Raw genomic sequence first — 21,231 nt, forward strand, 5'->3', positions numbered from 1 at the left:
TGAGCGCGCCGCGAATCAAAAGGAGGTTGAAGATGGCGAAATACCTTTTGCGTTTTCTCTGCCCGGCTGCACTGATGGTCTGCACCGCCGCGCAGGCGGCCGCGCAGGCGGCCGCGCAGGCGGGCAGCTCGAGCTATCCATCGCGGCCCGTGCGCATCATCGTGCCGTGGGTTACGGGCGGCGGAACGGATATCGTGGCCCGCATCTTTACGCCGAAGCTCACGGAGTCGCTGGGGCAGCAGGTGATCATCGACAATCGCCCGGGTGCGAACGGTATCGTCGGCTCGGAAATCGCAGCCAAGGCAACGCCCGACGGATACACGCTGATACTCGAAGCCGTCGAGCACGTGATCAATGCGAGCACCTACGCCAAGCTGCCGTACGACACTATCAGGGACTTTGCGCCTGTGGGTCTTGTCGCAGGCCACTCGCTCGTCTTGATCGTGCCGCCCTCCTTTCCCGCGAAATCGGTGAAGGAGTTCGTCGCGACCGCGAAGGCCAAGCCGGGCGAGCTCAGCTTCGGCTCGTGGGGCGAAGGCAGCCTCGCGCACCTTGCCGGCGAGCTTTTCAAGAACAGCGCCGGCATCCGGATGACGCACGTGCCGTACAAGGGCGCGCCCCAGGCGATCGTCGACATACTCGGCGGACGCCTCCCGCTCATGTTCACCACCATGCCGACCGGCGCGCCGCCGGTGAAGCAGGGCAGGCTGCGCGCGCTCGCGGTCACCAGCGCCAAGCGCGAACCGCTCCTGCCCGAGGTGCCGACGATGATCGAGTCGGGATACGCGGGCTTCGAAGTGGACTCGTGGCGCGGGCTGTACGCCCCCGCGGGCACGCCGAAAACGATCATCGCGCGGCTCAATCGCGAGCTCGTGAAGGTCCTGCGGATGCCCGACGTGAAGGAGCGCATCGCTGCGGCCGGCTTCGCTCCGATGAGCAGCACGCCCGAGGAGCTCGACGCTTTCGGCAAGGCGGAGCTTGCCAAGTGGTCCAAAGTCGCGAAGACCGCCGGGGTGCGGATCGAATAACGGCTGCCTGCCGGCCCTCCAGCACGAAAGGCCCCGATGTCCCTGACGCACGATGACGTCCTCGCCATCCTGAAAATCATCGACGAGTCGCCTTACGACGAGGTGCGGATCGAGATCGGCGACTTGAAGGTGCACGTGCGCAGGCATGGCGATGGCGCCGCGCTCGAGCCGATGCAGCCGCTGTCCCGGCCGCCCGAAAGCCCGGCGCAGAGCAGTACCGAATCGCAGCCGGCTGCGCAAGCGTCCGCGTCCAGCGCGGCACCGTCCCTTCGGGAGCAGGCGCCCACGGACGACGCAGCTCAGCCGCATCTCGCCGAAGGGCTCGTTGCGGTGCGGGCACCGATGCTCGGCACGTTCTATCGCGCGCCCACGCCGGGCGACCCGCCGTTCGTGGAGGTCGGCGACAAAGTCAGTGCCGACGATACGGTATGCCTGGTCGAAGTGATGAAGCTCTTCAGCTCGGTGAAAGCCGGCGTCGCCGGCACGGTGGTGAAGATCGCCGTCGAGAACGGCAGCATGGTCGAGCACGGGCAGGTGATGATCCTGATCGAGTCCGATCGGCACACGGCCGACCCCGCCGTCCAGTGACGCTTCCGATCAGGCGCGTCTTCGTGGCGAACCGCGGCGAGATCGCCGTGCGCGTGATCCGCGCCTGCCGCACGCTCGGCATCGAGACGGTCATCGGAGTCTCCGAAGCCGACCGCGATACGCTCGGCGCCAGGCTCGCGGATCGGGCGGTGTGCATCGGCCCCGCGCCCGCGGCACAGAGCTATCTGAGAATGGACACCGCTGTGACCGCGGCGAAAGGCACCGGCTGCCAGGCGCTGCACCCGGGCTACGGTTTTCTCGCCGAGCGCGCCGCATTTCCGCGGTTGTGCGCGGAGCACGGGCTCGTATTCGTGGGGCCTTCGGCAGATGCGATCGAGGCCATGGGCGACAAGCTGCGCGCTCGCAAGATCGCGGAGTCGCTGGGCATCCCGACGGTGCCCGGCACGGATTGCGTCGCGAGCGCCGACGATCTCGTGCAGTTCGGGCGGCGCGCGGGCTACCCGTTTCTGGTGAAAGCGAGCGCCGGCGGCGGCGGGCGCGGCATGCGCGTCGTGCGCACCGCGGAGGAAGCACCCTCGGCATTCGAATCGGCCTCGGCCGAAGCGCGCGCCGCTTTCGGCGATTCCACGCTGTACATCGAGCGCTACGTGGAGCGTGCGCGGCACATAGAGATCCAGGTGATTGCCGATGCGCATGGAAACGTGGTGCATCTCGGCGAGCGCGACTGCTCGACGCAGCGCCGCCACCAGAAACTGATCGAGGAAGCGCCCTCGCCCGTCATTGACGAAGCCATGCGCAGCAGCATGGCGCAAGCGGCCGTTCGGCTTGTCCGCCACGTAAGCTACACCAACGCCGGCACGATCGAGTTCATCTTCGACCTCGATACCCGCGCATTCTATTTCCTCGAGATGAACACGCGCATACAGGTCGAGCATCCCGTCACCGAATCGATCACCGGCGTGGACCTCGTCGCAGAGCAGATCCGGGTCGCGGGCGGCGCGCCGCTCTCGCTCGCGCAGCAGGACGTGCGCTTCGACGGCCACGCGATCGAGTGCCGCATCAACGCCGAAATGCCGGAGCGCGATTTCCAGCCCTCGCCGGGCCGCATCGGCACCTGGCAGGCGCCCGCGGGCGCCGGCATCCGGGTCGATACGCACTGCTATCCGGGTTATTTCGTGCCCCCCTTCTACGACTCCATGATCGGCAAGCTGATCGTGCACGGGCGCGACAGGGAAGACGCCGTGAGCCGCATGAGCAGTGCATTGGCCGCGTTCAAAGTCGATGGCGTGCCCACCACCATTCCATTCCATCAGGCGGTGCTGGCGCATCCTGATTTCGCGCAAGGCCGCGTCACCACGCGCTGGGTGGAAGACAAGTTCATGACATCCAGCGCCGCAAGGCGCATAAGCGCGCCGTTGCGCCCGGAAGCGCAGCGAAGCTGCGCTGAAGGAGCGGCGTAGATCTTTCTGCCGGAGGCTGCCGCATGAAAACGATCAAGGTCATGGATACGACGCTCCGCGACGCGCATCAATCGCTGTGGGCGACGCGCATGACGACCGCCATGATGCTGCCGGTCGCCGAGCGCATGGACCGGATCGGCTACGACGCGATCGATCTCATGGGCCTCATCCAGTTCGACGTGGCGGTGCGCTACCTCAAGGAGGATCCGTGGCAGCGCGTGAAGCTCATGCGCGGGAAAGTCGTGCACACGCCGATGCAGTCGTCGATCCGCAGCAAGAGCTTGACCGGTTTCGATGTCGTGCCCAACGACGTTCTGCTTCTGTGGTGCGAGCGGCTGATCGCCAACGGGCTGAAGCGCGTGCGTGCCTTCGATGCGCTCGCGGATCTCGACAACATCGTCCATATCCTCGAGCATGCGAAGTCGCTGGGCGCCTATACCGTCGGGGCACTCGTTTACGGCCACAGCCCCGTGCATACCGACGAGCTCTACGCTCGTAAAACGAAGGAGCTGATCGAGCGCGCCGAAGTCGACTCGATCATGCTGAAGGACGCTTGCGGCCTGCTCACGCCCGACCGCATCCGGACTTTGGTCCCGGCGATGAAGAACGTGATGGGAGACGTGCCGCTCGAGCTCCACAGCCACTGCCTCACCGGGCTTGCCCCGCTCGTCTATCTCGATGGGGTCAAGCTCGGCGTCGACCAGGTGCACACGTCCACCGCCCCGCTCGCCAACGGACCCGCACAGCCGGCGACGCAGACGATCGCACGGAACCTCCGCGGCATGGGCTATCGCGTCGATCTCGACGATCGTCTCATCGACGAAGTAAGCGCGCATTTCCGGCGCGTGGCCGAGCAGGAAGGCAAGCCCCTGGGCGTGCCGATGGAATACGACGCCTTTCACTTCGAGCACCAGGTGCCGGGTGGGATGCTTACGAACTTTCACTTCCAGCTCGCGCAAGCCGGCCTGGGCGATAAGCTCGATGCCGTCCTCCACGAGTGCGCGCAGATTCGCCGCGAGCTGGGCTGGCCCATCATGGTCACGCCTTTCGCGCAGCTCGTGGGCACGCAAGCCGTGTTGAACGTGGTGCAGGGCGAGCGCTACCGCATCGTGCCCGACGAAGTGAAGAAATACGCGCTCGGCTATTACGGGAAGCTCTTGGCCCCGGTGGAGCCCGACGTGCTCGACCGCATCGTCGAAAACGGCTCGCGGCGCATCGCGCTCGAGCCCGAGCCCATGCCGCCGGCGGTGCCCGAGCTGCGCCGCAAATATCCGAACATGAGCGACGAAGAGCGGCTGCTGCGTTATTCGTTTGCGGGCACGCAGGTCGACGAGATGCTCGCCGCCGGGCCGACCCGCACCGAATACCATTTCCAGACGCCGATCGCGAAGCTCGTGAGCGAGCTTGCGAAGCGTCCGAAGTTCAAGTACGTCCACATCCAGAAAGGCGACACGCGGGTAGACCTCGTGGGCTGACAACCCGAAGCGGCAGGTACGAATCTGGCGGCGGCAGATTCGCTGGAAGAGCCGCCCGGCGTGAATTGCGGCGATGGTGCGACTGATTGCATCATGTCAGATCTCCTCCGGTCAGAACGAATCAATAGGCGAGGAAGGGGCTGCGCTCACCGTGATCAGGCAGGCGCTATCGAGGTGATCCAGGCGTGCACCCTGTCCACCAGCTTTTCTTCGTGTCCCGCAAAATTATGCGGAACGGCGCCTTGCAGAATCGCCTGGGAATATGCTGCTCCTTTCCCGGACGCGTATGCGGCTTTGCGCGCCTCAGACGTGGACGCGACATCCGCATCGCCTTGCCCACACACATCCAGGACGGGCTGTTGTATGCGCTGGAGCGACGTGGCGATGTTGAGCGGCCCGATGCCATTCGTACCGCCGCTAAGGGCGGCCAACCCTTTTATGGGGAGTGCCGAGGCCGGGCTCTGAGCCAAGTATGCCGCCAGCAGCCGCGCCGTCCGCGCTGGCTCTCGATCGACGCCACCGACCCGATACACCGTCGAGGCCGACAGCTATTACTACTTCGCGGTGCCGAGCGCGTGAGCGCGCCGCGATGCTCCGGCCGGGGATGTCATGTCCTCTCGCTCGCACGTCCGACTCAGGCGTGAGGATGTCCGAAGCTTTGCGCGAGCTCTTGAAGCTTTTCATAAAGGCGCGCGGGAAGCGCGACACCGTCACGCAGCACCGTCGCTCTCGCGGCGTGCCTCCTGGCGCCGGGCAGCCGCACCCCGTTTTCGGCGAGCATTAGAGTAACGATCTTCTCCAGCCGGTCCTGAAATGCATCGCGTCCCGCGAAGGCCTCGGGGCTCAGCACGATAAAAAGGTGTCCGCTGCGAGGCTTGGTGCCTTGCTCGCTGAAGTAAGAGTCGATCTCCGGTCCGATCGAGGAGCCGGTAAGGCACGCACAAAGCGCTTCGACCATCAATGCGAGCATCGAGCCTTTCATGCCGCCGATGGGGAAAAGGGTGCCGCCGCCAGTCAGCACTTCGTGCGGGTCCGTGGTGGGACGACCCTCGCGATCCAGCGCCCAGCCTTCCGGTATGGACTCGCCTTTTTGCGCCGCGAGCATGACGCGGCCGCGTGCGACCGTCGTGAGCGAGAGATCCATCGCGACCGGCTCCGCGTGCGCGCGCGGGAAACACACCGCAATGGGGCTGGTGCTGTAGAGCGCGCGTTTGCCGCCCCAGGGCGGAATGGCGGCGGGGCCGTTGCACATGGCGATACCGGCGAGTCCGCGCTCCGCGACCGGAGCGAGATAGACGCCGAGCGCGCCTGCATGGCCGCCGTTCGCGATGGCGCCGACGCCGACGCCGTATTTCTCCGCGCGGACGATCGCCTCTTTGACCGCCATCTCGCATGATTCGAAAACCAGAGCGTCGGCGTTGTCGAGCAGATAAACAGCCTCGTGCCGGCGCAGCGGTCTGGGAACGGCGGAACCGTCCGCGCGTCCTGCGCGCAGCATCGAGCAGTAGAAAGGAACCCGCGCGATGCCGTGGGAGGGCACGCCGAGCGACTCTGTTTTTACCAGCACGCGCGCCGCCGCGGCCGCCATGCCGGAGCGCGCGCCGGCGTTCTTTAAAGCCCGCGCGGTCAGCTCTTCCAGTGCGGCCATCTCTACGATCACTAGGGCTTGCGGCAACCGCTTCACAGCCGGCTTCGCTTTTCACGCGCTCATGTGCAGCTTGGTGAGCGTGAACTCGCGGTGGCCCATGACTTCGGCGCAGGTGAGCCGCCCGTTGCACGTGCGCACCATGAGGTCGAGCAAGAGGTCGCCCGCCCGCTCGAGGTCCATTTCCCCCTGCAAGAGGGGCGAGACATCGAGGTCGATGTGCTCGCGCATGGTCGCGCAGGTGGTCGGGTTCGCCGAGAGCTTGATCACCGGCATGATCGGGTGCCCGATGACGTTGCCCTGGCCCGTGGGAAACAGATGCAGCACGAATCCGCCCGCCGCCTGGTTGGTCAGGCATTCCGCGCCGGGCGATGGGCCGTCCATGAACCACAGGCCCCTGCCCCTGGGCTCTTCGGCCGGGCCGAGCACGCCGACGAACTTGGTGCGCTTGCCGATCTTTTCGAGATTGCCGAACGCTTTCTCTTCGATCGTGGTCAGGCCGCCCGCGATATTTCCTTTCGTCGGCTGGGAGTCCGACAGGTCGTCGGTCTTCTCGCGCATGATGAAATCGTTATATCGGCTCCACGTTTCCAGGAAGAGCTTTGCGACCTCCGGCGTCGCGGCGCGCGCGGCGCAGATATCCTCGGCGCCCGTGATTTCCGAGGTCTCCGCAAAACAGGTCGTGACCCCCAGGGGATCGATCCTGTCCATGACGTTGCCGACCGTCGGGCACGATGCAAGCCCCGACGTGGTGTCCGATTCCCCGCACTTGGTCGCGATGTGCAGATCGCTGAACCGGCACTCGACGCGCTTCAACTCGCTCGCCCATTGCACGTACTCGGCCGCCTGTCGCGAGGCACTCACAATCGTCGCGAGGTCGCCGTGGCGCTCGATGCTGAAGCCTTTCACCGGCTTCCCGGTCTTCGCGATGCCATCGACGATCTTCGCCGTCCAGCCGGGCTCGATGCCGATGACCACCACCGCCGCGACGTTGGGGTGCGATCCGGTACCGATCATCGTGCGGAAGTGGTGGTCGAGATCGCGCCCGAACTGGGCGCGGCCGTAGCCGTGCGGGATCGCGAGCGAGCCCGTCACGATCTTCGCCACCGATTCCGCCGCGGTATTGGACAAGTCGTCGAGCGGCAGCACGAGAACGTGATTGCGTATGCCGACGCGACCGTTCTCGCGGCGGTAGCCCATGATTTCGAGGTTTTGCATGCTCACCACCGCTTCGTGCGCAGGTTGTGGACGTGGACGTGCTCGCCTCTCCTGATCGGCGCCACGGTGCGGCCGATGTCATGACCGTACTTGACCACCGTGCCCTTGTCCTCGATGTCGGCTACGGCGATCTTGTGGCCGAGCGGGATGTCGTCGAGCGCGGCGATCGTGATGGTTTCGCCCTTGTCCATGACGCGCCCTGTCAGCGTCTGCCCGCGCTTCACGCCTTCGGTTACCGCAACGCCGACCGTGTCGGTTGCGGAGTGCACCAGAAAATGAATCACTGTTCCTCCTCGTGAGTGTGTGGTCCCGATATTATGCAGCAGGAAAGCAGAACAAACGCGCGCACCGTTACGAGCCGCTTGCGCGGCGTTTGAGAAGCGCGCGCAGAAACTCTGTTTTCGGCGCAGGTCCGCGCTCGCCGCGCGGCGGCAGCTTTTCTCCGCTCGCTTCGAGCAGCGCGCAGGCCTTTAAATGGGCGTATAGCGCGTCGTACAGAACCAGGCTCGCTTCGATGAGTCGATCGTCGCTTTCCTCGATCAGCATGAGCCCGTCGGAGATCGCGAGCAGTCCGACGCCGATCTGACCCTCGTTCTCGCCGGGCCCCGGGCGGTAGCCGTGCAGCACGCAGTCCACGCCGCCCGCAATGACTTTCGCCATGCGCTCGAGCGCCGGGTCGTCGAGCTTGTATTTCGTCAGGAGCTTCTGGAAAGTCGTGCCTCGAGCGTCATGAGGCCCGAGCTCGACACCGGGAATGGCGAAGGGAATCGCGTCGGCCGGGCGCTCGTCCTCCCTGCCCCAAGGTACGAAGACGAACTCGGCCTCCGGGTCGATAAAGCGCTTGATGAGCCACGGGCAGGCAACCCGGTCCAGATGCACGTAGTTTCTCGTGACCCATTTCACGTTTCCTCCTCGCGGACATCCCTCACTCGGCGCGCGCACCCGCGACTTTGATGATCTGGCGGTACTTGGCGGCCTCCTGTTTGATGGTCGCCGCCAATTCTTCCGGCGTACCGGGCGCGACCTCCACGCCGGTGCTGACCAGAAAATCGTTCACTTCTTTCGACTTCAGGATGCGCACGAGCTCGCCGTTGAGCTTCGCGACGATGGCTTTCGGTGTTTTGGCGGGAACGAAAAACGCGAACCAGATGCTGGTCTCGAAATCCTTGAGGCCGGACTCCTGCATGGTCGGCACGTCGGGCAGGAGATCGGAGCGCTTGGCGGTCGTAATCGCGAGCGCTTTCAACCGGCCGGCCTTGACGTGGGGAATCGCGGGTCCCATGCCCAGATAGCCGTACTTGACCTCTCCGGAGATGACCGCCAGGATCGACGGACCGCCGCCCTTGTAGGCCACGTGCAGGCTTTTCACGCCCGCCTTCAGGTTGAAAAGTTCGCCCGTCAGGTGCTGTGAGGTGCCGATGCCCGGAGAGGCATACGACAGCGCTTTCGGATCGGCTTTCGCCATGGCGATCACTTCCTTGATGCTTTTGGGGGCGAACGTTGGATGGGCGGCAGCCAGGATCGGCGAAATCGTTCCCTGCGTGACCGGCGCGAAATCCTTGTCGACGTTGTAAGGCACCTTCCCGAGCAGTATCGGATTGACCGAGATCTCGCGCGTCGAGCCCACGAACACGGTGTAGCCGTCGGGATTGCTGCGCGCCACGATCTCGGTCGCGATCACGCCATTGGCGCCGCCGCGAGGGTCGATCACCACCGTTTTTCCCCAGCTTTCGGTCATGCGCTGGCCGACCGCGCGCGCGAGAATGTCGGTGTTGCCCCCGGGCGGATACGGCAACACCATGCGGATCGGGCGGTCGGGATATTCTTTGGCCGCCGCCTGCGGATTGCGGTCCTGCGCAGAGGCGCCGCCGGCACACAATACGCCCGCGCAGCACAAGCCCAACCCGGTTACAGCCAGTCTGTATCGAGCCATGTCGGTTCTCCTTACGTGCACGTCATCAGCCAGGGCAAGACCCGGATGCGATCATCGCACGTTCGGGCTTGTAGCGGATCATGGGCCGCCGCCAAAGCGCAAGTCGGCGGCATCTCGAGCAGGCGCGGGTGACCCGCCCCCGGCGCTCCCCCATAATGTCCGCGTGCACATTTTTTCGGATCGCCCATGAGAGTCATCGACATGCGGCTGCGCCCGCCGCTTCCGTCATGGAAGAAAACCGCGCAGTTCACCGAAGGCACGGCCTACTACCCGACCCGCTTCGGATTTCCGCGCCCGCCTTCGGTCAAGAGCCAGTCCATGGACGACCTGCTGAAGGAAATGGAGGAAGCGGGGATCACATGGGGGGTGATCATGGGCCGCCAATCGGCGCCGCCGCACGGCAGCGTGCCCAACGATGAGATCGCGGCGGCGATCGCGCGGCATCCCGGCAAATTCGTCGGCTTCATCGGCGTCGATCTGCGCGACGCCGAAGCCGGTGTGAAAGAGATCGACCGCATGGCGAAGGTGCCGGGTTTCAGAGGCGCATCGATCGAGCCCGGCGCGAGCGTCGAGGCGATGTATTCCGATGATCGCCGCTTGTACCCGCTCTACGAGCGCTGCCAGGCGCTGGAAATCCCGATGTCGATCACGCTGAGCGGGTATCTCTCCGCGATGGCGGGTCACGATCTCTCGTACGGGTCGCCAGCTTCCGTCTATAAAGTCGCGAAGGATTTCCCGCGCCTCAAGATCGTCGTGTCGCACGCGGCGTGGCCCAACATCATGCCCATGATGGAAGTCGCCTTCATCAGGGAAAACGTGTACGTCTCCCCGGATCTCTACATGAACGGAGTCAGCACGCCCGGCGCTCACGAATACGTCAAGGCAGCGCATTTCTTCCTTGGCGAGCGCCTGCTCTTCGGCACGGCCTATCCGAGCCGCCCACTCAAGGAAAGCCTCGAAGCGTTCCTGCAATGGGAGCTTGCGCCGGGCATCCGCGACAAAGTGCTGTACGAAAACGCCGCGCGATTGATGAATCTCGAATAGGGCGCGAACCATGATTATCGATGTGCGGTGCCGGCCGCCGCTCGAGGAATTCCGGGCGTATTTCGACATACCGCGCATCACCTGGCATGGCCGGCGCACCGGCGCGAAAGACGTTTCGCGCGCTTTTTGCGAAGGCTCCATGGCGCTTTTCCTCGAGGAGATGCAGGAAGCAGGAATCGACATCGCCGTGGTGCAAGGCCGCAACAGTCCCGAAGTGTTCATGGGGAAAAAGTTCAACGCCGCGTTCATCCGCAATGAGCGCATCGCGGAGCTGCAGGACCGCTATCCCGGACGCTTCATCGGACTCGGCGGAATCGACCCGTCGAACACCGTGCACGATGCCGTCACGGAGACCGAGCGCTGCGTGCGCGAGCTCAAATTAAGAGGTATCTTCGTCGAGCCCGGCCGGGCGCTGCAGTCGCATCCCGACGATCGGCGCATGTACCCGATCTACGAGAAGTGCATCGAGCTCGATGTGCCGGTCAATCTCATGAGCGGACCCTACGCGGGCCCCGATATCGAGGCGTCGAACCCGCTTTACGTCGACCGTGTCGCGACCCGTTATCCCGAGCTCAAGATTCTGCTCGGGCATGGCGGCTACCCATACGTGCAGGAAATTCTCGGCGTCGCGTTTAAGCACACGAACGTCTACGTCTCGCCCGACATGTACATTTTCGCGCCGGGCGGAAAAGCCTATGTGGAGGCCGCGAACGGAACGCTGCGAGACCAGATCGTATACGGCTCGGCTTATCCGCTGCGGCCGCTCGTCCAGACCATCTCCGATAATAGAAACCTCGGCTTCGAGCCGGACGTGCTGCAGCAGTATTTCTCGGAGAATGCGAAGCGAATCTTCAAGCTTTAGCAAAACAGCCTGGATCCCGGCCCCTAATCGAGATTGCCGGCGCAATCCTCCGGGGTGTGCCTTTGGCGCCGGCACGACCGTTGATAGCGAGGAGGCAGGATGAAACCAGGAACGTACTTACTGGCCGCACTCATGCTCGAGTGTGTCTCCGCGGCCGCATGGCCGCAGGCGTATCCCAACAGACCGATCCGCATGATCGTGCCGTGGCCGCCCGGCGGCGGCACCGACATATTCGCGCGCACAATCGGGCTGAAGATGACGGAGTCTTGGGGCCAGCAAGTCATTATCGACAACCGCCCCGGCGCCGCGGGCAATATCGGCGCGCAAGCCGCGGCGAAGGCGCCGGCGGACGGCTACACGCTGCTCCTCGCGACGCTCACGATGGCGACGAGCCCGAGCATCTACAAATCGCCCGGCTACGATCCGCTGCGTGATTTCGACACCATCACCCTGATTGCCGGCGTGCCACATCTGCTGGTCGTTCATCCTTCGCTGCCGGTAAAAAGCGTGAAGGAGCTGCTCGCGCTTGCGAAGTCACAGCCGGGGCAACTCAACTACGCTTCGGCGGGTAATGGGAGTCCTTTTCATCTCGCAGGCGAGCTTTTCAATCTGCTGGGGGAAGTGAAGATCAATCACGTGCCGTACAAAGGCGGCGGACCGGCGGTGGTCGACGTGATCGGAGGTCAAGTACACCTCACGTTCGCAAACCTGGTTGCTGTCCTGCCGCAGGTGCAGGCCGGCAAGCTGCGCGCCCTCGGGTTAACGAGCGCGAAGCGTTCAGTGGCCGCGCCCGACTTGCCGACGATCGCAGAAGGCGGACTCCCAGGGTATGACTTCACATCGTGGTTCGGCATGTGGTCCCCGGCCGGCACGCCGAAAGAAATCGTTCAGAGACTGAACGACCAGATCGTCAAAATTCTCCGGTCGCGCGAGGTCAAGGAACGCTTTACGCGTGACGGCGCGGATGTGATCGGCAACTCGCCTCAGGAGTTTGCGGCCTATGTGAAAAGCGAAACGGCGAAGTGGGCGAAGGTGATCAAAGAAGCCGGAATCCGGGCGGAATGAGCGTGGATAGTTGTCATTTGCACGGATGGGCGCGAGCTCTGGCATCTGGTTCGAATGGCTGCCGCAGCTCGTCGCGCGCTACCGCATCGTGACCTTCGGCCAAGATCATGCCAACATCATTTCATCTGCATGAGCCTAAGCGCGTTTTCACCGAGTATCTGCTGCTCGAGAAGCAATCAGCTGCGCATGACGAAACGACGCAGCTAGCCCGCGCCCGGCGTCATGCCGCCGGCCGCCAGCATCCTGACGGCGCCCGAGGTGCCGTCGAATGGCGGCGGCGAGACCGGCTTCATCAACATGTACCAAGCACTCGAGACACTGCCTGCCGAGCTCTTGTCGCGGATTGGAGACAGAACGATCTATCACGACGGAGGGCGTAACAGTGCCGGCGTTCGGCGTCGGCACTCGGTTTCGACCAGCCACCCCATCATTCGTACCCGTCCTGAGACTGGACGCAACGCTCTGTATCCCGGCCGCAGACGCGATTCGTGCATCGACGGGCTGCCGGCCGGCGACTCCGATGCGCTCCTCGATGCGCTATGGGCCCATACGACGGCGCAGCCCGCATGGCATCACGACTGGAAAATAGGCGACACCATCGTGTGGGACAACCGCTGTGCGATCCATCATCGAAACAGCTTCGACGTAAGCCGCGCGACGCATCATGCATCGAACGCAAAACGCAGGCAGTGTGCCGTTTGTCAGAGCCAGCGCATCGTCCGCTGCGCATCCAAGAAGCACGCTGGCCTCTGCTTGTAACGCCGTGACGATCTAGTCTTGGTGCGCGTCCCTTCGACAGGACGGCGCCTGATGCGGTCGCTGTCAGAGCGTCATCGAAGCACGAACACGACAATAAGGACGGAGGATTTAATGAACGCGATAGTAAGATCAGTGTCAGCAGCTCTGCTTTGGTCGATCAGCACCGCGATCTTGGCTCAGCCCGCACCGCGCGGTATCGAAGGCGATTACCCCAACCGGCCGGTCCGCCTGATCATTCCCTTTACCCCGGGCGGCAGCAACGACAATGTCGCCCGCATCCTCGGCGCAAGACTTTCCCAGCTCTGGGGACAACAAGTCGTCCCCGACAACCGTGTAGGCGCCAACGGCATCATTGGCACCGCTCTCGCGGCGCAGGCGCCGCCCGACGGCCACACGATGGTTATCGCCTCGACGACTTTTGCAATCAATCCCACCACGCACAAGCTGCCCTATGATTCGCTGAAGGACTTTCAGCCCGTTGCGCTGGTCGGCGATGGGCCGCTCATACTCTGTGCGCACCCTGCGTTCCCCGCACGGACCGTAAAGGAGCTTATTTCGCTGGCGAGGACCAAGCCCAAGGAGCTTCAGTACGGGATCTCCGGTGTTGGAGGTGTCACTCACCTCGCCATGTTGCGGCTGCAGAAGATGACCGGGACCTCCATGGTGCACGTGGCCTATAAGGGCTCGGGCGCCGCAGTCATAGACATTCTGAGCGGACAAGTGCCGCTCATCATGAGCAGCGTGAGCCCGATTCTTGCGCACCTGAACAGCGGAAAACTACGCGTTCTGGGTCTGGGCGGTGCAAAACGATCGGCACTTTTACCCAATATCGCGACGATCGCCGAGTCTGGCGTCGCGGGATACGAAGCAAGCATCTGGTGGGGGATACTCGTAACGCGCGCAACGCCGAAATTTATCGTGGACAAACTCGACCGCGATATCGGTCGCAGCCTCGAGGACCGTGATGTCCAGGAACGGTTCGCCAGCCTGGGCATGGAGCCGCGCCATGCTCCGTCAACGCAGTTTGCCAAGCTCCTTGCCTCTGAGATATCCGATTTTTCCAAGCTCATCAAAGAGGCGGGCATAACCACGCAATAATTCGCGGGATCGATGGAGGAAGCAGCCTGAAAGCGACCGAACCCGGCGGCGCCGCCGCCAGATGCCGGCACGACGCCCGATGACGTTCTCGAAGTGTTTGCCCGCGAGTTGACTACGCTCGAAGCGTATTTTTGCGGCCTTGCCGCCGTCAACCGCGCGAAACTGGTGATGCGCGACCGCGAAAGCAACTATCCGTTGCCCGGATACCGCACGTTCGGATTCGTCGAGGTCGAATCCGTACCCGACTTCGATCCGGTGCGCGAATATCCCCATGCGCAAGCACTTCGGAACGGGCCTAATGTATTCAAGGTCGTGCAGGACAACGTGAACCGGCGTCCCATCGAAGTCCGGCTGGGCACTACGGCATCGCGTCTGGTGACCAACACGGGTGGCGAAATCGCGGAGCTTGTCACCCGAGATTCCATGCGAAAGCGCGCGATCAAAGCCCGGCGCGGCGTGGTGCTGGCCTGCGGTGGATTCGAAGCCGATCACGGCATGCAGCGTCAGTACTGGCAGTTCAATCCCGTGCTGTCGGCGGTAAGCCGTGGCAATACCGGAGACGGAATCCGGAAGGCCGTGGCGGTCGGAGCGGACCTGTGGCACATGTGGCATTTTCACGGCTCGTACGGCTTCCGTCATCTTGATCCCACTTATCCGGTGGGCTTGCGGATGAAACGTCTGCCCGACTGGACGCCCGGGAGCACGCCGCCCGACGTGAAAATGTCGTGGATCCTGCTGAGCACAGCGGGCCGACGCTTCATGAACGAGTGTCCGCCTTACGTGCAGGACACCGGCCATCAGGCGCTGGATGTCTTTGACCCCGTCACGCAGACTTTTCCCTACGTTCCGGCGTATGCGCTGGTCGACGAGGAAGGGCGTAGGATGTATCCGCTCGCGAAAATGCTATACAACGATCGCGCCGCCAAGCGTTACGACTGGAGCAACGACAACCTGAAGGAAGTCGAGCTTGGCATCTTGCAGAAAGCGGATTCGCTTGCGGAGCTTGCCGTCAAGATGAAAATGGACGAAGCGGTGTTGAGGACGACGCTGGAGCGATGGAATGCCCAGTGTGCGGACGGCAGGGATGGCGATTTCGACCGGCCCGCCGGCACGATGACTCCAATAACCACGCCTCCGTTTTACTTCGGGGAGGTCTGGCCGATCGTCTCGAATACGCAGGGAGGGCCGGTACACGATGCGCGCCAGCGCGTCCTGAATCCTTTCGGCGAACCGATTCCGCGTCTGAGCGGAATACAGGAGAATTGACAGCCCATGCCTTCAAGAAGGCATGCCGGCCTTAAGAGCTGCCACTCCTCGACGGCTGCCTGTGTTATACCGATCTGAGAAGTTCGGCGCTAACTCGCGTCCATCGAAGATATTTATCCAAAGACGCAATAACAGCCGTTTCTCATCCGGCTCATCATGATCGATGTACTCGGTGCGGGAATGAAGAACCGAGTAATTGTCGATTAACTGGATATCCCCGGGCTCGAGCATCATATCAAGCCGGTATGTCGGGTCGCTGGCTAGCTGCTCGATGTGATGCACTGCATCCAGTTCAAGCGAGCTTAAGCTCCGCCCCATTTTTATCTGAGCGGTCTCGATTGCCTTCGGATTGAAGCGGCAGCTCAAATGGCCTTTGAAGTAGCTGAATACCGGTACCTTGTTTCGAGTGACCTCGTTGACGTGTCCCGTAACGCCTTCGCCTCGGAGGTCGTAGTGGAAACCCGAATAAAGTGGTTCGATGTACTCGGGGTGCTCACGCAAGATCGCGTTGTAGATCGCGATCGAGCTGGCAATAGAGCTCATTCCGCCTGACCTGGCCTGCTTGATGCAGAAAAGCCCAACTACGTCGGCTGAATCGCAATGCGGCCGCAAATGATCGCGTGTGGTATATCCACGCACATTCGGCTTTGTGTAATCAGCGCCCAAATTAGTGACCTCTCCGATGAGATCACCTTTCGCGTTCTGCGAAATAATTTCGCCGAGATGCGCGCCGATACCCCAATAGATGTTTCGTGATTGTTCAGGGTTATAACGTTCTACAGGGATACCTCTGATAAGAACAAAACCTCGGCCCTCTCGAATTTCTGCAAGCATCTTCTGGAGGTGTGCGCCCAGTGCGGGGATTTCGAAATCCTTCTTCGTAAAGTTCGGCCAACACAGGCCTCGCACGCGAAGCTTCTCCAGAGCTTTGTCAATTTCGAGGATCTCCTCCCCGGATAACCGATCAATCCAGGAATCTTCACCCGAGAATGTAGTTGCTATCCAGGCGCAACTCGTGTTCACCGGTGCTCGCAGGATCTCGTCCATAGGCTTCTCCGAAAGTAGTAGCGGCGCGGGGTGCGTTCACGCCCCGTTACGGCCGCACGCCGTAGCGCGGTTTCATTCCAAGATCGGTCGCAAGCCGGTCCTGCATTGCTTCCACGAGGCCGCACAAATAAGGGCGGGTCTCGCGCGGATCGATCACGTCTTCCACCGCGAATGCTTCTGCCGTCCGCAAGGGCGAAGCCAGCGATTGCAGCTCGGCTTCGAGCTCGCGGATTTTCTCTTCCCGATCGCCGGCGGCCTCGATCTCGCGCCGGTACGCAGCCGTGACCCCGCCTTCGATCGGCAGCGAGCCCCATTCGGCCGACGGCCAGGCGATTTTGAAATCAAGGCCGTCGCGATCGCGCGTGGCCATGCCTGCCATGCCGTAGCAGCGCCGGATCACCAGCGTAAGCATCGGCACGGTCGCCTGCATGCCCGCCATCGCCGCGCGCATGCCTTCGCGCAGAATGCCGTCGGCCTCGGCCTGTTCGCCGATCATCACCCCGGGCACGTCAACGAAGAAAACAAGCGGTATGTGAAAGCTGTCGCAGAGATCGATGAAGCGGGTCTGTTTGCGCGCGGCCTTGACGTCCATCACACCGCTGGCCATCGGATTGTTGGCGACAATGCCGACTACGTTTCCCGCAAGGCGCGCGAGCATCGTGATCAGTCCGCGCCCGTAGGTGGGCTGGATTTCGAAAGTCGAGCCGCGATCGACGACCAGCGCGATAAGCTTGCGCATGTTGTACGCCTTGCGCCGGTCGCGCGGCACGATGTCGAGCAGCGCCTCTTCGCGCCGTCCGCAGGGATCGTCGCAGGCAAGGACCGGTGGCAGGCCCCACACGTTCTGCGGCAGATAGCTCAAGAAACGCTTGATCGACGCACAGGCCTCGGTTTCCGACTCGACGGCGTTGTCGATGGTGCCTGCAGTGTCCACTACGGTCCTGGCTCCGCCCAGTTGCTCGCGGTCGACCGGTTTGCCGAAGGCGCGCTCGACCACCGGCGGCCCGGCAGCAAATATCTGGCTCGAGCCGCGCACCATCACCGAAAAATGCGACAGCACCGCGCGGGCCGCGGGGCCGCCGGCCGCAGCGCCCATCACAGCGCACACGACCGGCACGCGCGCGAGCAACTCGATCGAGCGCTCGAAACCCTTCAGGCCGGAGCCGGGAAACATGGTGTAGCCGCGCTTGCGCACCGAATCGACGCTGCCGCCGGCGCCGTCGATCAGATTGACGAGCGGCACGCGGTATTCGTACGCCAAGTCTTCGACAAAGCCGCCGCGCACGGTGAAGTCTTCACCGCCGATGGCGACCGGACGGCCGCCGATTTTTGCGAGCCCCATCACGTAAGGCGCCGGCGTGACCTTCATGACTTTTCCGTGCTCGTACCTCGCGTGGCCCGCAAGCTTGCCGATTTCCTGAAATGAGCCCGCATCGGTCAGCGCTGCGATGCGCTCGCGCACCGAAAGCCGGCCGCGCGCGTGATGCTTTGCTACTGCGTCCGCGCCTCCAAGCTCCTCTGCCCACTGGTGGCGCTGGTGGATTTCGTCTGCCTCGGGCTTCCAGCTCATGTCTTCCCCTTGTCGCAACAGATAACGCCCGCATTTTCGAGCTGCGCGATCTCGTCGGCCGATAGTCCAGCAAGCTCGGCGAGCACACGCCGCGTGTCCTGGCCGATGCGCCCGCCGCTCTTGCGTATGCGCCCAGGCGTGCGCGAAAGACGCGGCACGGGTGCGGCGAGCGTGACCGATCCCAGATCGTCGTCCGGGACTTCGACCAGCGTGCCGCGCGCTTTGTAGTGCGGGTCGCGGTAGATGTCGGCGAGGGTGAAGATGCGCGTGGCCGGGACCTCGGCTTCGTTCAACATGCGCTCGAGGGCCGCGAGGTCGTGCTGAGCGGCCCACTGCGCGACCTGCGCATCCATCTCATCGTGGTGCCTGGCACGCGCAAGCGCGGTTTTGAAACGTGCGTCCTCCATGAAGTCCGGCCGTTGCATCAGTTGCGCCAGGCGCCGGAATACCGCCGGACCGTTCGCAGCGATATGGATGTATTGCCCATCGCGTGTGCGGTACAAGTTGTTCGGCGCGGTGCCGGTTGCGGATCCGAGGCGGTTGGGCACCGCGCCGAGCTTGTCGTAGGCCGCGATGTGCTGCTCGGTAAAGCTGAACGCGCTCTCGTACAGCGCCGCGTCGATCACCTGTCCCTGACCGGTCGTGAGCTTGTGCACGAGCGCCATCATCGCGCCGGAAAAACCATACAGTCCCGTAATGTAATCGGTAAGGGAGACCGCCACGCGAGCCGGCGGCCGGTCAGGATCGCCCGTCAAGTGACGCAAACCTGCAACCGCCTCGCAGATGATGCCGTAGCCGGGACGGGCGCTGTACGGTCCGCTCTGCCCGTAGCCGCTGATGCGAACCATGATAAGACCCGGATTGCCGCGGCTGAGCGCTTCGTAGCCGAGCCCCCATTTCTCCAAGGCGCCGGCGCGGAAGTTTTCGACTACGAAATCGCATTTTGCGGCCAGCTTGCGCGTGACATCCTGTCCTTCGGGACGGCGCAGATCGAGTGCGATCAGCGATTTGTTGCGCAGTATGCTCGCCGCGTAAAGCGATTTGCCCTGGAACTGCTTGCCCACGGCCCGCACCAGATCGCCTTCGGCCGGCTCGACCTTGATAACTTCGGCGCCGAAATCGGCAAACATCCTGCCGCAATACGGGCCGGCGATGGTCGAGCTCAGCTCGAGCACGCGATACCCGGCGAGCGGGCCGTTTTGCTCAGTCATCGCGACGCGCGCCGGCCTGCTGCCGAACCCATCGCTCGATAACTTCCGTCGGCTTCGGCCGGCGCAGCTCGCATCCTAGAGAATCGCGTCGCCCCCATCACGCTCGTCACGGCTTCGGCTTGCCAAGACCGATCGCGTCGTAGAAGCTCCTGGCCTCCTCCAGGCGCTGCGCGAGGTATTTCGTGAAGTCCGCGCTCCCCATGAAAACATCCTGCAATATATTGCGTTTCGCCAGTTCCCTCCACGCAGGAGACTTGTGCACTTGTTCGAGCGCGGCCTCCATGGTGGTAACTGCCTCTTTCGGCACGCCCCCGGGGAACGCAAGTCCGCGCATCGTCCCGGCCGTGATCGGGTAGCCCAGCTCCTGCAATGTCGGCACGTCGGGGGCATGCGGCAGTCGCTGGTCCGAAGTAATCGCCAGTACGCGCAGCAATTTGGCCTCGACAAAACCGAGGCCCTCGCCGAGATTCTCGGTCGTGAAAGTGGTGTGGCCGCCAGCGGTCGCGGTGACCGCATCGCCGCCACCCTTGAACGTTACGATCCTGAATTTCGCGCCAGGCACGGCTTTCTCGATCAGGTACACCACCAGCCGTCCCGCACCCGTCAGAGACGTGGTCGCGGCGACCAGCGTGTCAGGCGCACTGCGGGCAGCCTCGAGCAGATCCTTAAACGTCTTGTACGGGGAACTAGCCGGCACCATGATGACCTGCGGATCGATAGCCATCAGCGCGACCGGCGTGTAATTTTCCAGTCCGATATTCATGTCGGGGCGATACGCCATCACCAGCATCGCGCTATTCACCGAGAGCATGTAATAAGGATCGCCGCGCTTGGTCTTGAAGAAGTTGAAGGCCACCGTCCCCGCACCGCCGACGCGATTCACAACGCGCAGCGGCTGCGGCAGGAACTTCTCGCGCCTGATGATCTCGCTCACTGAGCGGCAGAAGAGATCGCTGCCGCTGCCGGCGGAGTTGTGCGCGATGATTTCGATGGGGCGCGTGGGATACGCTTGCGCAAAAACCGGCAACGAGACCAGCGCTGACAACGCCCCAACGATCGCGTTACGAACCTCGCGTGAACAACCCTTTGCGCTCATTGTCCCTTCTCCTCATCGACGAAACCGTCAGGTACTCATCCTCGAATCAGAACACAATATCAGGGAAACGGAACCGCGGCCTTATTAATGGATCGCGTGCCGAACGTGATGGAGGCGCCAGGTCCACATGCTCATGCGGAACGTACTCTCTAGCCCGCAGTACCCGAAAGACGGAAAGCTCGGCGCGCTCGCGTTCTCGATGGGCAAGCGCGCGGCCGCGGTCGCGGCTCTACCAGTCATGGCGATTACGTGCGCGGTTACGAATCGAGCACGTGGCACGGCTGGTTCGCGCCCGTAGGTACACCCGCGCCCATCCTGACAAGCTCAGTGCCGAGTTCTCCAATGTCGTGAAGTCCCCAGATGTCGCGTCGCGGCTGTCGCGCAACGGTGCGGCAACCGTCGGCAGCTCGCCCGACGTGCTCCGCGATTTCGACTGACATCGCCGAGTGCGGAGCCGTGCTCGCTCGCTTGACCGTGCTCGCCGATCAAGCGCAAGATGTGCCTGTCAGCGCCCAGACCGTGCTCCCAATGTGAGGCACACCGGATAAACAGACCTCTACAGGAGGAACAAATGGCACGCGAACAGTACCTGATCATCGATAGCGACCTGCACATGATGGAGCCGGACGACCTGTGGGCCCGCTATCTCGACGAGCCCTATCGAGCGAACCCGCCGCGGTTCTTTGGCGGGGAGAAGCAGAAGCTCACGCCAAGCGCCGAGGATAAGGGAAGCGCCGACTCGATCAGAGGAATGGAGGTGCAAGGGTTGTCGATCCCGGCGTTCGCCAAGGCGCCGGCTGCGGCCGCATCCAGCCGTGAGCTGAGGCGGCGCAGCCGTGCGCGTCACCCGCATTTCAATGTCGCGCGGGCCCGGGGCTTCGATGCCGCCTCGACACTCACGGCGA

20 protein-coding genes are annotated in these 21,231 nt (G+C 63.2%); 11 read left to right on the forward strand and 9 right to left on the reverse strand.

Features of this window, described 5'->3' with window-relative positions; genetic code table 11:
* Positions 1 to 74 precede the first annotated feature (74 nt).
* The 4 genes from GEV05_23590 to GEV05_23605 are packed head-to-tail and all read left to right on the forward strand — an operon-like array spanning position 75 to position 4,512.
* Entirely contained in the window at positions 75 to 1,028 is a 954-nt protein-coding gene (locus GEV05_23590; protein ID MPZ46315.1) for a tripartite tricarboxylate transporter substrate binding protein, read from the forward strand.
* A gap of 36 nt (positions 1,029 to 1,064) precedes the next feature.
* On the forward strand, positions 1,065 to 1,616 hold the full coding sequence (gene accB / locus GEV05_23595) for an acetyl-CoA carboxylase biotin carboxyl carrier protein (GenBank protein ID MPZ46316.1): 552 nt from the start codon (positions 1,065 to 1,067) through the stop codon (positions 1,614 to 1,616).
* Positions 1,613 to 3,037 (forward strand): acetyl-CoA carboxylase biotin carboxylase subunit, encoded by a 1,425-nt coding sequence (accC, locus tag GEV05_23600; GenBank protein MPZ46317.1) that lies wholly within the window; start codon positions 1,613 to 1,615, stop codon positions 3,035 to 3,037. The genes accB and accC overlap by 4 nt, the downstream gene beginning before the upstream one ends.
* A gap of 23 nt (positions 3,038 to 3,060) precedes the next feature.
* Complete coding sequence (locus GEV05_23605) at positions 3,061 to 4,512, forward strand: pyruvate carboxylase subunit B (GenBank protein MPZ46318.1); 1,452 nt, start codon at positions 3,061 to 3,063, stop codon at positions 4,510 to 4,512.
* Positions 4,513 to 5,146: 634 nt separating this feature from the next.
* Here GEV05_23605 and GEV05_23610 read toward each other — a convergent pair.
* The 5 genes from GEV05_23610 to GEV05_23630 all read right to left on the reverse strand — a co-directional run bounded on the left by GEV05_23610 (position 5,147) and on the right by GEV05_23630 (position 9,308).
* The gene (locus GEV05_23610; protein ID MPZ46319.1) at positions 5,147 to 6,196 is read right to left on the reverse strand and encodes an Ldh family oxidoreductase; all 1,050 of its coding nucleotides are present in this window, start codon (positions 6,194 to 6,196) and stop codon (positions 5,147 to 5,149) included.
* A gap of 15 nt (positions 6,197 to 6,211) precedes the next feature.
* Positions 6,212 to 7,375 (reverse strand): D-galactarate dehydratase, encoded by a 1,164-nt coding sequence (locus GEV05_23615; protein ID MPZ46320.1) that lies wholly within the window; start codon positions 7,373 to 7,375, stop codon positions 6,212 to 6,214.
* A 2-nt stretch (positions 7,376 to 7,377) separates the two neighbouring features.
* Positions 7,378 to 7,659 (reverse strand): flagellar biosynthesis protein FlgA, encoded by a 282-nt coding sequence (locus GEV05_23620; GenBank protein MPZ46321.1) that lies wholly within the window; start codon positions 7,657 to 7,659, stop codon positions 7,378 to 7,380.
* A gap of 67 nt (positions 7,660 to 7,726) precedes the next feature.
* Positions 7,727 to 8,425, reverse strand: coding sequence for a hypothetical protein (locus tag GEV05_23625; GenBank protein MPZ46322.1), 699 nt, complete (start codon positions 8,423 to 8,425; stop codon positions 7,727 to 7,729).
* Positions 8,301 to 9,308, reverse strand: a complete 1,008-nt coding sequence (locus GEV05_23630; GenBank protein ID MPZ46323.1) for a tripartite tricarboxylate transporter substrate binding protein — start codon at positions 9,306 to 9,308, stop codon at positions 8,301 to 8,303. The genes GEV05_23625 and GEV05_23630 overlap by 125 nt, the downstream gene beginning before the upstream one ends.
* 186 nt (positions 9,309 to 9,494) lie before the next feature.
* Here GEV05_23630 and GEV05_23635 point away from each other — a divergent pair, with 186 nt between their 5' ends.
* The 6 genes from GEV05_23635 (at position 9,495) to GEV05_23660 (ending at position 15,402) form a co-directional block, all read left to right on the forward strand.
* A complete protein-coding gene (locus tag GEV05_23635; protein ID MPZ46324.1) occupies positions 9,495 to 10,352 on the forward strand; it encodes an amidohydrolase family protein in 858 nt (285 codons plus the stop codon).
* A gap of 10 nt (positions 10,353 to 10,362) precedes the next feature.
* Positions 10,363 to 11,214 carry an amidohydrolase family protein gene (locus GEV05_23640; protein ID MPZ46325.1) on the forward strand — a complete coding sequence of 284 codons (852 nt, stop codon included), beginning with the start codon at positions 10,363 to 10,365 and terminating at the stop codon, positions 11,212 to 11,214.
* 99 nt (positions 11,215 to 11,313) lie between these two features.
* A complete protein-coding gene (locus GEV05_23645; GenBank protein MPZ46326.1) occupies positions 11,314 to 12,279 on the forward strand; it encodes a tripartite tricarboxylate transporter substrate binding protein in 966 nt (321 codons plus the stop codon).
* Positions 12,280 to 12,501: 222 nt separating this feature from the next.
* Entirely contained in the window at positions 12,502 to 13,038 is a 537-nt protein-coding gene (locus tag GEV05_23650; GenBank protein ID MPZ46327.1) for a hypothetical protein, read from the forward strand.
* 51 nt (positions 13,039 to 13,089) lie between these two features.
* Positions 13,090 to 14,136 (forward strand): tripartite tricarboxylate transporter substrate binding protein, encoded by a 1,047-nt coding sequence (locus GEV05_23655; protein MPZ46328.1) that lies wholly within the window; start codon positions 13,090 to 13,092, stop codon positions 14,134 to 14,136.
* A gap of 168 nt (positions 14,137 to 14,304) precedes the next feature.
* Entirely contained in the window at positions 14,305 to 15,402 is a 1,098-nt protein-coding gene (locus GEV05_23660; GenBank protein ID MPZ46329.1) for an FAD-binding protein, read from the forward strand.
* Positions 15,403 to 15,414: 12 nt separating this feature from the next.
* Here the strand turns inward: GEV05_23660 and GEV05_23665 are convergent, their stop codons facing one another.
* From GEV05_23665 to GEV05_23680, 4 genes are all read right to left on the reverse strand, one after another.
* A complete protein-coding gene (locus GEV05_23665; protein ID MPZ46330.1) occupies positions 15,415 to 16,449 on the reverse strand; it encodes a TauD/TfdA family dioxygenase in 1,035 nt (344 codons plus the stop codon).
* Positions 16,450 to 16,495: 46 nt separating this feature from the next.
* Positions 16,496 to 18,019 (reverse strand): propionyl-CoA carboxylase, encoded by a 1,524-nt coding sequence (locus GEV05_23670; protein ID MPZ46331.1) that lies wholly within the window; start codon positions 18,017 to 18,019, stop codon positions 16,496 to 16,498.
* Positions 18,016 to 19,230: a CoA transferase gene (locus GEV05_23675; GenBank protein ID MPZ46332.1), complete on the reverse strand. Its 1,215-nt coding sequence runs from the start codon at positions 19,228 to 19,230 to the stop codon at positions 18,016 to 18,018. The genes GEV05_23670 and GEV05_23675 overlap by 4 nt, the downstream gene beginning before the upstream one ends.
* 106 nt (positions 19,231 to 19,336) lie before the next feature.
* On the reverse strand, positions 19,337 to 20,326 hold the full coding sequence (locus GEV05_23680) for a hypothetical protein (GenBank protein MPZ46333.1): 990 nt from the start codon (positions 20,324 to 20,326) through the stop codon (positions 19,337 to 19,339).
* Positions 20,327 to 20,897: 571 nt separating this feature from the next.
* Between GEV05_23680 and GEV05_23685 the strand changes: the two genes are divergently transcribed.
* Positions 20,898 to 21,231, forward strand: a 334-nt coding sequence (locus tag GEV05_23685) for a hypothetical protein (GenBank protein MPZ46334.1), incomplete at its 3' end; no start/stop codon positions are given.

Source organism: Betaproteobacteria bacterium (assembly GCA_009377585.1).
Classification (GTDB): Bacteria; Pseudomonadota; Gammaproteobacteria; order Burkholderiales; family WYBJ01; genus WYBJ01.